At 64.1% G+C, this 11,919-nt stretch carries 9 protein-coding genes; 8 read left to right on the forward strand and 1 reads right to left on the reverse strand.

Translation table 11 applies throughout. The features are described 5' to 3' along the window. Positions 1 to 72 precede the first annotated feature (72 nt). Complete coding sequence (locus V1280_RS31825; RefSeq protein ID WP_334533747.1) at positions 73 to 1,623, reverse strand: acyl-CoA synthetase; 1,551 nt, start codon at positions 1,621 to 1,623, stop codon at positions 73 to 75. Between the two features lie 261 nt (positions 1,624 to 1,884). Here V1280_RS31825 and V1280_RS31830 point away from each other — a divergent pair, with 261 nt between their 5' ends. The 8 genes from V1280_RS31830 (at position 1,885) to V1280_RS31865 (ending at position 11,908) form a co-directional block, all read left to right on the forward strand. After that, the gene (locus V1280_RS31830) at positions 1,885 to 3,021 is read left to right on the forward strand and encodes an acyl-CoA dehydrogenase family protein (protein WP_334533750.1); all 1,137 of its coding nucleotides are present in this window, start codon (positions 1,885 to 1,887) and stop codon (positions 3,019 to 3,021) included. A 129-nt stretch (positions 3,022 to 3,150) separates the two neighbouring features. Then, positions 3,151 to 4,314 (forward strand): acyl-CoA dehydrogenase family protein, encoded by a 1,164-nt coding sequence (locus tag V1280_RS31835; RefSeq protein WP_334533753.1) that lies wholly within the window; start codon positions 3,151 to 3,153, stop codon positions 4,312 to 4,314. Beyond that, on the forward strand, positions 4,314 to 4,970 hold the full coding sequence (locus tag V1280_RS31840) for a glutathione S-transferase family protein (RefSeq protein WP_334533756.1): 657 nt from the start codon (positions 4,314 to 4,316) through the stop codon (positions 4,968 to 4,970). Before V1280_RS31835 ends, V1280_RS31840 begins: the two co-directional genes overlap by 1 nt. 301 nt (positions 4,971 to 5,271) lie before the next feature. Then, the gene (locus V1280_RS31845) at positions 5,272 to 6,072 is read left to right on the forward strand and encodes an AraC family transcriptional regulator (protein WP_334533759.1); all 801 of its coding nucleotides are present in this window, start codon (positions 5,272 to 5,274) and stop codon (positions 6,070 to 6,072) included. A gap of 198 nt (positions 6,073 to 6,270) precedes the next feature. Further along, positions 6,271 to 7,137, forward strand: coding sequence for a 3-keto-5-aminohexanoate cleavage protein (locus tag V1280_RS31850; RefSeq protein ID WP_334533761.1), 867 nt, complete (start codon positions 6,271 to 6,273; stop codon positions 7,135 to 7,137). 113 nt (positions 7,138 to 7,250) lie between these two features. After that, positions 7,251 to 8,867, forward strand: a complete 1,617-nt coding sequence (locus tag V1280_RS31855) for an acyl-CoA carboxylase subunit beta (protein ID WP_334533764.1) — start codon at positions 7,251 to 7,253, stop codon at positions 8,865 to 8,867. Then, positions 8,864 to 10,840 carry an acetyl-CoA carboxylase biotin carboxylase subunit gene (locus V1280_RS31860; RefSeq protein ID WP_334533767.1) on the forward strand — a complete coding sequence of 659 codons (1,977 nt, stop codon included), beginning with the start codon at positions 8,864 to 8,866 and terminating at the stop codon, positions 10,838 to 10,840. The genes V1280_RS31855 and V1280_RS31860 overlap by 4 nt, the downstream gene beginning before the upstream one ends. Positions 10,841 to 11,155: 315 nt before the next feature. Continuing rightward, positions 11,156 to 11,908, forward strand: a complete 753-nt coding sequence (locus V1280_RS31865) for a hypothetical protein (protein ID WP_334533770.1) — start codon at positions 11,156 to 11,158, stop codon at positions 11,906 to 11,908. The last annotated feature ends 11 nt before the right edge of the window (positions 11,909 to 11,919 follow it).

Here is an 11,919-nt window from a genome sequence, read left to right on the forward strand (position 1 = left end):
AAATTCCTTGGATTTCTTGTGGGATGGAGCAGGCACTTCAAAATAAAAGCGCCCGCGAGAGGGGCGCTTTGATCAGGCGTTGGCGACTTTCTTGTCGACCTCGGAGGTGACCGAGAATTGCTTGCGCAAGGTCGGCTTGTGGATCTTGCCGGTGGCGTTGCGTGGTAGCGCATCGACGAAGCGAACCTGGCGCGGACATTTGAAGCGCGCGAGATTGGCCGCGCAATGCGCAAAGACATCGGCCTCGGTCAGCCGCTGCCCCTGTTTGACCGCAACGATGGCGAGGCCGACCTCGCCCCACTGCGGATCGGGAATGCCGATCACGGCCGCTTCCGCGATCGCGGTGAGCTGGTGCAGGACGTTCTCGACCTCGGCCGGATAGACGTTCTCGCCGCCGGAAATGTACATGTCCTTCCAGCGGTCGACGATGTAATAGAAGCCCTCTTCATCCACGCGCGTGGCATCGCCGGTGTGCAGCCAGCCGTCGGTGAAGGAGGATTTGTTCGCCTCCGGCCTGTTCCAGTAGCCCGGCGTGATGTTCGGCCCCTTGACCCAGAGTTCACCGAGCTCGCCGACATCGGCGTCGCTGCCGTCGGGACGGACGATCCGCACCTCCGTGTGCAGCACCGGCTTGCCGGCAGAGCCGGCCTTGCGTGCCGCGTCCTCGCGATCGAGCACCAGCACGGCGGGCGACGTCTCGGTCATGCCGTAACCCTGCTGAAGCGCGACGCCGCGCGCCTCCCACACCTTCAGCAACGGCACCGGCATCGGCGCGCCGCCGACACCGCAGACGATCAGTCGGGAAAGGTCAGTCGTTGCGAAGGCCGGCTGCTGTGCCATGAACTGGTAGATCGCGGGCACGCCGAAAAATACGTTGATCCCCCGCGCGGGATCGTTGATCAGGCCAAGCGCGGTACCGGGATCGAACGCGCGCATGATCATCACGGTGCCGCCGGCGTGCAGCACGGGATTGGTGTAGCAGTTGAGCCCGCCGGTGTGGAACAGCGGCAGCACGGTGAGCAGCACCGAGGACGGTCCGATGCAGGCTGGGCCGCCAAGATTGACGCAATTCCAGAAGGTCATGCCATGGGTGATGGTCGCGCCCTTCGGATGGCCCGTGGTGCCCGACGTGTACATGATGGTCGAGACGTCATCGAGCGTGATGTCTTCGGCGCGCTCCAGCGGCTTGGCGGCCGCAATGCCGGCCTCATAGGCGCCGCCGGGGCCGAGCAGCAGGCTGGTGGCGACGTTGCAGAGTTTTGCAACAGTAAGCGCTGTCTCGGCGAGATCGGTGTCGTGGATCATCACCTTCGGCGCGCAATCGCCGGTGATGAACTGAAGCTCGGGAACGGTGAGGCGGGTGTTCAACGGCACGAAGACGGCACCGAGCCGTCCGCAGGCGAACTGCACCTCCAGCGTATCGGTCGTGTTCAGCGCCAGCACCGCGACGCGGTCGCCGCGAGAGATGTTTAGCGTGTGGCGCAGGAACGAGGCGAGGCGCGAGACGCGGGCGTCGAGTTGCGCATACGAGAAGCGGCGCTCGCTCGTGAGGTCGATGGCCGCGACCCTGTGAGGTGCGCGGCGCGCGTGATGGGCGATCCAGTCGCAATAACGAACGGCCAATACTCCCTCCCTCGGCGGTCTTGTGCCGCCTGCATTTTTATTGCTGTGCACCATGCCCGGCGTGGCCCTGGGAGGCCAGCCGGAGTTTTGTGCAGCAGTCTTTTTTGATTTGGAGTTGGCCTGCGGGGGACGAAAATCGTCTTGCGTTGAGTTGCTAGGTGTTGGGCCGGCGAGGCGCCACGCCCCACCCAGCCACTCGGCGCAAGTGAGCCGCCAATGTTCCGGCCATGGTGGAACGCGAAGAGAGAAAGCGCGCATGCAATGAAGAGTCCGTTCTATACCGCCGAGCACGACGCCTTCCGCGACGTCATGCGCCGCTTCGTCGACAAGGAGATCGCACCCTTCGCCCATGAATGGGACGAAGCCGGCGAATTCCCCCGCGCGCTCTATCGCAAGGCGGCCGAGATCGGCCTGTTGGGGCTGGGATTCCCCGAGGAATATGGCGGGATCGCCGCCGACCAGTTCATGAAGATCGTGGCCAGCCAGGAACTGGCGCGAGCCGGAGCCGGCGGCATCAGCGCGAGCCTGATGAGCCACACCATCGGCTCGCCGCCGATCGCACGCGCAGCGCGCCCCGAAGTCAAGGCGCGTGTGCTGCCGCAGGTGCTGGCCGGCGACAAGATCTCCGCGCTCGCGATCACCGAGCCGGGCGGTGGTTCTGATGTCGCGAACCTTCGGACCAGGGCGCGGCGCGACGGCAATCACTACGTCGTGAGCGGCGAAAAGACCTTCATCACCTCGGGCGTGCGCGCGGATTATCTGACCGTTGCGGTGCGTACCGGCGGGGAAGGCGCCGGTGGCGTCAGCCTGCTCCTGATCGAGGGCGATACGCCCGGCCTGTCGCGCACCAGGCTGAAGAAGATGGGCTGGTGGGCCTCCGACACCGCGACGCTGCATTTCGACGACTGCCGCGTGCCGGTCGAAAACCTGATCGGCGAGGAGGGGCAGGGCTTCAAGATCATCATGCAGAATTTCAACAGCGAGCGCATGGGCATGGCGGCCGGCTGTACGGCCTTCGCCCGCGTCTGCCTCGATGAAGCGGTCGCCTATGCCAAGGAGCGCAAGACGTTCGGCAAGCCGCTCGCCCAGCACCAGGTCATCCGCCATAAGATCGTGGACATGGCGCAGAAGGTTGCAGCTTCGCAGGCGATGCTGGAAATGCTGGCCTGGCGGCTGGAGCAGGGCGAGAGCCCGGTCGCGGAAATCTGCATGATGAAGAACCAGGCGACGCAGACCATGGCCTTCTGCGCCTCGGAAGCCGTCCAGATCTTTGGCGGCGCCGGCTTCATGCGCGGCATCAAGGCCGAACGCATCTATCGCGAGGTCAAGGTCAACGCCATCGGCGGCGGCACCGAGGAGATCATGAAGGATCTCGCCAGCCGGCAGATGGGGTTGTGAATGCGGATCTCATTCCGGGGCGCGCAGCGTAGCGGAGCGAGCCCGGAATCCACCGGGCCGCAGATGCCGTAGAGGAATGGATTCCGGGCTCATCGCTTCGCGATGCCCCGGAATGACGAAGAGGAAGAAATGCTGTTCACCACCGACCACGACGACATCCGTCGTTCCGTGCAGAAATTCATCGCCAACGAGATCAATCCACATGTCGATGAATGGGAGAAGGCCGATATCTTCCCGGCTCACGAGCTGTTCAAGAAGATGGGCAGCCTCGGCTTCCTCGGCCTGAACAAGCCGGTCGAGTTCGGCGGCTCCGGCCTCGATTACTCCTATGCCCTGATGATGGCGGAGGAGCTGGGCGCGATCACCTGCGGCGGCGTGCCGATGGCGATCGGGGTGCAGACCGACATGGCGACGCCGGCGCTGGCGCGATTCGGCTCGGACGAGGTGCGGCGCGAGTTTCTCAGCCCCTCGATCTCGGGTGACTATGTCGCCTGCATCGGCGTCTCCGAGCCCGGCGCGGGTTCGGACGTCGCCTCGATCAAGACCAGCGCGCGCTCCGACGGCGACGACTACCTCATCACCGGCGGCAAGATGTGGATCACCAATGGCACCCAGGCCGACTGGATCTGCCTGCTTGCCAATACCGGCGACGGGCCCGTTCACCGCAACAAATCGCTGATCTGCGTGCCCATGAAGAGCAAGGGTGTCACGGTCGCCCGCAAGCTCGACAAGATGGGCATGCGCTCCTCCGACACCGCGCAGATCTTCTTCGACAATGTCCGCGTGCCCAAGCGCAACCGGATCGGCGAGGAGGGCAAGGGCTTTACCTACCAGATGATCCAGTTCCAGGAGGAGCGGCTCTGGGGCGCGGCGGCCTGCCTGAAAGCGCACGAGTACATCATCAACGAGACCATCGAGTACACGCGCAACCGCAAGGCGTTCGGGAAGTCGATCCTCGACAACCAGGTCGTGCACTTCAAGCTCGCGGAGATGCAGACCGAGGTCGAGCTGCTGCGCGCGCTGATCTATCGCGCCGCCGAAGCGCTGGTCGCCGGCGAGGACGTGACGAAGCTCGCGACCATGGCGAAGCTGAAGGCCGGCCGGCTCGGCCGCGAGCTCACCGACGCCTGCTTGCAATATTGGGGCGGAATGGGCTTTACCAACGAGACGCCGGTCAGCCGCGCCTATCGCGACAGCCGCCTGACCTCGATCGGCGGCGGCGCCGACGAGGTCATGCTGATGGTCCTGTGCAAGATGATGGGTACGCTGCCGGGTAGTAAGGGAAACGCCTGATGATCACGCTCTATCACTGCGACGCCGCGCGCTCGTTCCGCCCGCTCTGGATGCTGGAGGAGATGGGACTGCCTTATGAGCTGAAGATGCTGCCGTTCCCGCCGCGGGTCTTCGCCAAGGAATATCTCGCGCTCAATCCGCTGGGCACGATTCCCTTCATGGTCGACGGCGAGACCAAGATGACGGAGTCCTCCGGCATCTGCCACTATCTCGGCGTCAAATACGGACCAACGCCGCTGATGGTCGGCCCCGAGGATCCCGCCTATGGCGCCTTCCTGAACTGGATGTATTTCAGCGATGCCACGTTAACCTTCCCGCAAACGCTGGTGCTCCGCTACACCCAGCTCGAGCCGGAGGAGCGGCGCAACCCGCAGGTCGCCACCGACTACGCCAAATGGTTCCTGGGGCGGCTGCGCGCCGTCGAGGCAGCGACCGCCAATACCGAGACGTTGTGCGCCGGCCGCTTCACCGCCGCCGACATCGTCATCGGCTACGCGCTCCGCCTCGCGGATAACATCGGTCTCGCCAAGGATTTCGGGCCGAATGTCGCAGCCTATTGGGCACGCTTGCAGCAGCGCGACGGTTTCAAGCACGCAGTTGCTGCGGAGCAGAAGGCCGGCACCGAGCAGAATGTTGCGCCAAGGGTAAGGGCGTAAGGCCCTCCCATCGTCGTCCTGGCGAAAGCCAGGACCCATTACCCCAGGGAGTGGTTTGACGAAGACTCGTGGTTGCCAGTTTCGCGCTGCAGCTGCTCCCTGGGGTAATGGGTCCTGGATCTGCGCTTCGCTTGTCCAGGACGACATCCTTGTTGCCAAAGTTCCGGGACGGCTGATCGTCGTCCCGGAATGGTAATCTTTTGCGCGCCATGACAGCGCTATCGCGTCGTGACAGCGCCCAAATTTCCGCTAAGGTGACCTCCGTCCGCAGCGGCCAAAGAGCCGCGCGAGGAGGATCCCAATGGAAGATAAAGGTCGCGAATCCGACCATCTGATGCTGATCACCCCGGAGCGGGTCTTCTACGCCGGCTTGCTCGGCAGGCCCCGCAAGCGGACCCCAGGTTGCTGCCACGTCTATGTCGCCGTGAAAGGCAGCCTGCATCTGACCATCGACGATGTCCTCGTCACCGCCGAACTGTTCGTCACCCTGCCGAACCAGCGGCATTCCATTGCCAGCGACTACCGCACTGCAATCAGCGTCACGCTCGAGCCGGAAAGCATGCCGGATGGCGTGATCGAGGCTTTGGCCCAGCGACTGATGGGACCGGATCGCGCGGTCTATGCCCGAAAAATCCTCGCTGCCTACGCGCTGCTGCGCCAGCGCCGTTATGGCGACATCAACACCGCTGAATTCGACGAGATGTGTTTTGGCGAGGCGCTACCGCGCCGCGTGCTCGACCCGCGGGTCATGCGCGCTGTCGCCCGCATCGGGCGCTTCACGGGCGAGCCGGTGACGGCGGATACGTGCGCGGCCGAAGCCGGTCTTTCAGCCTCGCGCTTCCTGCATCTGTTCAAGGAAGAGACCGGCATCTCGTTCCGCTCCTTCCGGGCCTGGAAGCGTGCGCGGCATCTGCTGCATTTCGCCAACCAGGACCTCAACCTCGCCCATCTCGCGCAGGATATCGGCTATCCTGACTCGACCCATTTCAGCCATTCGATCCGCCGCTTCTACGGATTGAAGCCGCGCGCGATCTTCGTCGGCTCGCGCGACCTCGCGATCTATCGCAGCAGCGAGACGGTGCGGCTCGCGGAGGCGAGCTAGCGCCGCTCTCGTAGGGTGGGCAAAGCGAAGCGTGCCCACCGTCTTTCTCAATTGCCGAAATATGGTGGGCACGGCGCAAAGCGCCTTTGCCCACCCTACGATAGCTCGTCTTTAGCTAGCTTCTCCGCGCAAGAAGCCGCATGCCGCGCATCACATGATCGCAACCGTTGAATTCTCAACGTGCGAGACATCTGTGGTATGAGCGACAAGGCCGTCATCACCTGCGCGCTGAACGGCGTGCTCACCGACCCGAAGCAGCACAACGTGCCGGTGACGCCCGAGCAGATGGCGCGCGAGGCCAAGGCTGCGTTCGATGCGGGCGCGTCCATCATGCACATCCATCTGCGCCAGCAGGCGCCGAACAAGGGGCATCTGCCGTCCTGGGAGGTTGCCGTCAGCAAGGAGATCCAGCAGGCGATCCGTGAAGCCTGCCCCGGCGTCATCATCAATCACACCTCGGGCGTCTCCGGGCCGAACTACTCCGGCGCGCTGGATTGCATCCGCGAGACCAGGCCGGAGATCGCCGCCTGCAACGCCGGCTCGCTGAATTACCTGAAGGTCAAGGCCGACAACAGCTGGGCCTGGCCGCCGATGATGTTCGATAACGCGGTCGAGAAGGTGAAGGATTATCTCGACGTCATGAACGCGGTCGGCACCATCCCCGAGTTTGAATGTTTTGATGTCGGTATCGTCCGCTGCGTCGGCATGTACCATCAGGTCGGCATGTACAAAGGCCCGCTCGAGTATAACTTCGTGATGGGGGTCGCTTCGGGGATGCCGTCGGATCCCGATCTGCTGCCGATCCTGATCAAGCTGAAGCGTCCCGAAGCGCATTTTCAGGTCACGGCGATCGGCCGCGAGGAGATCTGGCCGCTGCACCAGCGGTGCGCCGAGCTTGGCGGTCATTTGCGCACTGGCCTGGAGGACGCCTTCTATCTCGCCGACGGCAAGAAAGTGACGTCGAACGGCCAGCTGATCGAGGCCATCGCCGCCTGCGCCCGCCGTGCCGGCCGCGAGATCGCGAGCCCCGCCGAGGCGCGGAAGATCTTTGGGACGAATCTCTGAACGTAGCCCCAGCCGTCATTGCGAGCGAAGCGAAGCAATCCAGAGTGTATCCGCGGCAACAGACTGGATTGCTTCGTCGCCTTGCTCCTCGCAATGACGGGTAGGATCAAGTCATGTCCATTCTTGAAAACACCATTTCCCCCGGCAGCGCCGCCTACCATGCCAATCGTGACGGCATGCTCGCGCTGATCGACCGTATGCGCGCGCTGGAAGAGCGCACGCGTGCGGCGTCGGCCGTAGCAAAGGATCGCTTCCACAAACGCGGCCAGCTGCTGCCGCGCGAGCGCGTCGCGCTGGTGCTCGATCCCGGTGCGCCCTTCATCGAGCTGTCGACGCTCGCCGGCTACATGTTCGATTTGCCGGATGCGAGCAAGAGCGTGCCGGGCGGCGGTGTCATCGCCGGCATCGGCTTCGTCTCGGGCGTCCGCTGCATGGTCAGCGCCAGCGATTCCGGCATCGATGCCGGCGCGCTGCAGCCCTACGGCCTCGACAAGACGCTGCGGGTGCAGGAGCTCGCGCTCGAGAACAAGCTGCCTTACGTGCAACTCGTCGAAAGCGCCGGCGCCAATCTCCTGCGCTATCGCGTCGAGGATTTTGTCCGCGGCGGCAACATCTTTCGCAATCTCGCGCGGCTTTCGGCGGCGGGCCTCCCCGTCGTCACGGTCACGCACGGCTCATCCACGGCCGGCGGCGCATATCAAACGGGCCTCTCGGACTACATCGTCATGGTGCGCGGCCGCACCCGCGCCTTCCTTGCCGGCCCGCCGCTGCTGAAGGCCGCGACCGGCGAGATCGCAACCGAGGAAGAGCTCGGCGGCGCCGAGATGCACACGCAGATCTCCGGCCTCGGCGATTATCTCGCCGAGGACGACCGCGACGCGCTGCGTATCGCGCGCGAAATCATGTCCGCGCTGGAATGGGAACGACCGGGCAGGGCACCGTCTGAATTCAAGCCGCCGCGCTACGATCAGGACGAGCTGCTCGGCATCATGCCGATGGATCACAAGCGCTCGATCGACATGAAGCAGGTGATCGCGCGCATCATCGATGATTCCGATTTCACCGAGATGGCGCCAAATTACGGCCCTGCCACCGTCTGCGGCCATGCCCGCATCGAGGGGCAGGCGATCGGCATCATCACCAATAACGGCCCGCTCGATCCGGCCGGTGCCAACAAGGCGACGCATTTCATCCAGGCCTGCTGCCAGACCCGCACGCCGCTGCTCTATCTCAACAACACGACCGGCTACATGGTCGGAAAGGCTTATGAAGAAGCCGGCATGATCAAGCACGGCTCGAAGATGATCCAGGCAGTGACCTCGGCGACGGTGCCGCAAATCACCATCTATTGCGGCGCCTCGTTTGGCGCGGGCAATTACGGCATGTGCGGCCGCGGCTTCCATCCGCGCTTCTGCTTCTCCTGGCCGAACGCCAAGACTGCGGTGATGGGCGGCGAGCAGGCCGCCGAGACCATGGCGATCGTGACCGAAGCTGCCGCGGCGCGACGGGGCAAGCCGGTCGAGAAGGACAAACTGGATGCCATGAAGGCGCAGATCGTTGGCGTGTTCGACGGTCAGATGGACGTGTTCTCGACCAGCGCGCGCGTGCTCGACGACGGCGTGATCGATCCGCGCGATACCCGCGCGGTCCTCTCCGAGGTGCTCGCGATCTGCCGCGAAGGCGATGCACGCGCGTCCCAGCGTATGCAGTTTTCGGTGGCCCGCCCATGAGGAACGGATCAGTGCAGCACCGGCCGTTCTTCAAGGTCCTGGTAGCCAATCGCGGCGAGATCGCGCTGCGCGTGATGCGCAGTGCGCGGAAGCTCGGTCTCGGTGTCGTTGCGGTCTATTCGGACGCTGATCGCGATGCGGTTCATGTGAAGCAAGCCGATCAGGCCGTGCGCATCGGCGAAGCCTTGCCCGCGCAATCCTATCTCAACATTCCTGCGATCATTGCAGCGGCCAAGGCGAGCGGCGCGGATGCCGTGCATCCCGGCTACGGCTTCCTCGCCGAGAACGAGGAGTTTGCGAGAGGCTGCAAGGATGCCGGCCTCGTCTTCATCGGCCCGTCGCCGCAGGCGATCGTGGCCATGGGTAACAAGGCCGGCGCGAAGGAGATCATGAAGAAGGCCGGCGTGCCCTGCGTACCCGGCTATCAAGGCGCTGATCAGGGTGAGGAGGTCATGCTCGCGGAGGCCAACAAGATCGGCTTTCCCGTGATGATCAAGGCGGTCGCTGGCGGCGGCGGGCGCGGCATGCGGTTGGTCGCCGAGGCTGCATCGTTCTCCGATGCCCTGCGCAGCGCACGGTCGGAAGCCAGGGCGGCATTCGGCGATCCCACTGTGATCCTAGAGCGCGCCATCCAAAATCCCCGCCACATCGAGATCCAAGTGTTCGGCGACAGCCACGGCAATGCCATCCATCTTGGTGAGCGCGATTGCTCGGTGCAGCGGCGCCACCAGAAGCTGATCGAGGAGGCGCCATCGCCCGCGGTGACGCCGGCGCTGCGCGCGAAAATGGGCGAGGTTGCGATCGCAGCCGTGAAGGCGCTGCGTTACGAGGGGGCCGGCACGCTGGAATTTTTGCTCGATGCCAGCGGCGAGTTCTACTTCATGGAGATGAACACGCGCCTTCAGGTCGAGCATCCCGTGACCGAAGCGATCACCGGCCTCGATCTCGTCGAGCTGCAATTGCGAGTCGCGCGCGGCGAGGCTTTGCCTGTGAGGCAGCAGGACATCAAGTTCTCAGGTCATGCCATCGAGGTGCGGCTCTGTTCGGAAGATGCCGTGCAGGATTTCATGCCGCAGTCCGGCCGCATGGCGTGCTGGCAGGTGCCTGATGGCATTCGCGTCGAGCACGCACTGCAATCTGGCTCGGAGATTCCGCCGTTCTACGATTCCATGATCGCCAAGGTGATCAGCCACGGCGCCACGCGTGAGGAGGCGCGGGGACGACTGATCGTCGGGCTGGAGCGCCTTACCGCGCTTGGCGTGACGACCAATCAGGCGTTCCTGATGTCGTGTCTGCGTCATCCCGGCTTTGCCAAAGGCGAGGCGACGACGGCGTTCATCGGCGCGCATCGCGACGAGTTGCTGGCGCCGCGCGCGGACGCTGCATTCCATACGGCGCTGGCGGGCCTGTTGCTCTACGTGACGAATCCGCGCGCGCCGGCTTGGCGCAGTGGCCGGAGCTTGTCGGCAACGTTCCCGCTGCCGGCGAAAATCGAGATCGCAGGCCACGCGCTTGAGCTCGACGTCACGCGTGAGCGCGACGGCAGCTACAGCGTCGCCACCGACGGTCGCCAGGACAAGTTCGAGATCGAGCAAATCGATCCCGACGCCATCCGCTTCCGCCATGATGGCGTGATGGACAGCGCAAGATTCCTGCGCGACGGCGATCGGCTCTGCCTCCAGCACCGCGGCATCCCGCTCGTGGTGATCGATCTCACCCTCGCGGCGCCGAAGGCCGCCGCAAGCAATGGCGGCGACGGCAAAGTCCGCGCCGCCATGAACGGCCGCGTCGTCGCCGTGCTGGTCAAGCCGGGCGACCGCGTCACCGCCGGCCAGCCGGTGCTGACGCTGGAGGCGATGAAGATGGAGCACGTCCACAAGGCCGGCATCGATGGCGTGGTTTCGGCGATCGACGTCGCCGAGGGCGAGCAGGTGACCACGGGCAGGATCGTGGCCGAGATCGCGGCCGAATAGCGCCGCGAACTCGGTATGGGCAAAAGCGCAACGCGCCGTGCCCACTTTCCATGATTGAGGATGCGTGGGCACGCTCCGCTTTGCCCACTCTACGGCACCACTTTCGGTCGCAAAATCCGGAAATCCAAATGATTTCAATGTGATTTTGTCTCAACGTGCTGTGGACTGCCTCAAGCATTACCAACGGCGGATGCTCCTCGACGAATTATATTGAACATTGTTCATTCTTGAAATATGAACATTGAACAGCGTTCAATTCTCGCGTGGCAACCAGTGAGTTGTATACTGACGACCACACGCCCGGAGATCGATGCCATGCTCCTGTCAGTGTCCCCCCGTTCCACGTTCGCCCCACCGCAGGCTCGCGAAAAGTATCTGATCGGCGCGCTAATTGTCCTGACGCTGGTGGCGTTGCTAGCGCCTGCGTTGCCTGCCTCCGCATGGCACACACCGCATTTCGTCGACACCCGCACCTGGCTGGGTGTGCCTAACGCTGGTGACGTGCTCAGCAATCTTCTCTTTCTGGCGATGGCTATCTGGGGATTGGTGCGCCTGCGTGCCCGCCGTGATGCGCCCGTGGGTGCACGCTGGTTCTTCGTAGGACTGATCCTCACTTGCGTGGGATCATGCTTCTATCATCTGGATCCCGACGCGCCGCAGCGGCTCGTGGCCGATCGTCTCGGCATGGCGGTGGCTTTCGCGGGCTTTCTGGGCATCGCGACAGGCGAGCGCATCAGCGTGCGCGCCGGTCAGGCGGTGATCGTGCTAGTGACGGTTGCGGGACTGCTCGCGGCCTGGGTGGCATACGAGAACCTCACGCCATGGGTGGTCGTGCAGTTCGGCGGCATGGCGCTTGCCGTGGCGCTGGCGCTGACACGGCCCCTGCCTGGTGCGCTTGGCGTGCCACTGGGCAGCGTGATCTTCTTTTATGTGCTGGCCAAGCTTTTTGAACTTGGCGACGTGACCGTGTTCGAGGCGACTGGGCACCTTGCCTCGGGCCACACGCTGAAGCATCTGGCTGCCGCGCTGGCGGCGTGGCCGGTGATCAACGCGCTCCGCGATCCGTAGGGTAGGCAAAG

The sequence above is a fragment of the Bradyrhizobium sp. AZCC 2230 genome, assembly GCF_036924495.1.
Taxonomy (GTDB): Bacteria; Pseudomonadota; Alphaproteobacteria; order Rhizobiales; family Xanthobacteraceae; genus Bradyrhizobium; species Bradyrhizobium rifense.

What these genes read in the sequence shown, in the direction of transcription:
- V1280_RS31845 (WP_334533759.1), top strand. Translation starts at nt 5,272, where the DNA reads ATGGAAGATAAAGGTCGCGAATCCGACCATCTGATGCTGATCACCCCG.
- V1280_RS31835 (WP_334533753.1), top strand. Translation starts at nt 3,151, where the DNA reads ATGCTGTTCACCACCGACCACGACGACATCCGTCGTTCCGTGCAGAAA.
- V1280_RS31840 (WP_334533756.1), top strand. Translation starts at nt 4,314, where the DNA reads ATGATCACGCTCTATCACTGCGACGCCGCGCGCTCGTTCCGCCCGCTC.
- V1280_RS31860 (WP_334533767.1), top strand. Translation starts at nt 8,864, where the DNA reads ATGAGGAACGGATCAGTGCAGCACCGGCCGTTCTTCAAGGTCCTGGTA.
- V1280_RS31855 (WP_334533764.1), top strand. Translation starts at nt 7,251, where the DNA reads ATGTCCATTCTTGAAAACACCATTTCCCCCGGCAGCGCCGCCTACCAT.
- V1280_RS31830 (WP_334533750.1), top strand. Translation starts at nt 1,885, where the DNA reads ATGAAGAGTCCGTTCTATACCGCCGAGCACGACGCCTTCCGCGACGTC.
- V1280_RS31850 (WP_334533761.1), top strand. Translation starts at nt 6,271, where the DNA reads ATGAGCGACAAGGCCGTCATCACCTGCGCGCTGAACGGCGTGCTCACC.
- V1280_RS31865 (WP_334533770.1), top strand. Translation starts at nt 11,156, where the DNA reads ATGCTCCTGTCAGTGTCCCCCCGTTCCACGTTCGCCCCACCGCAGGCT.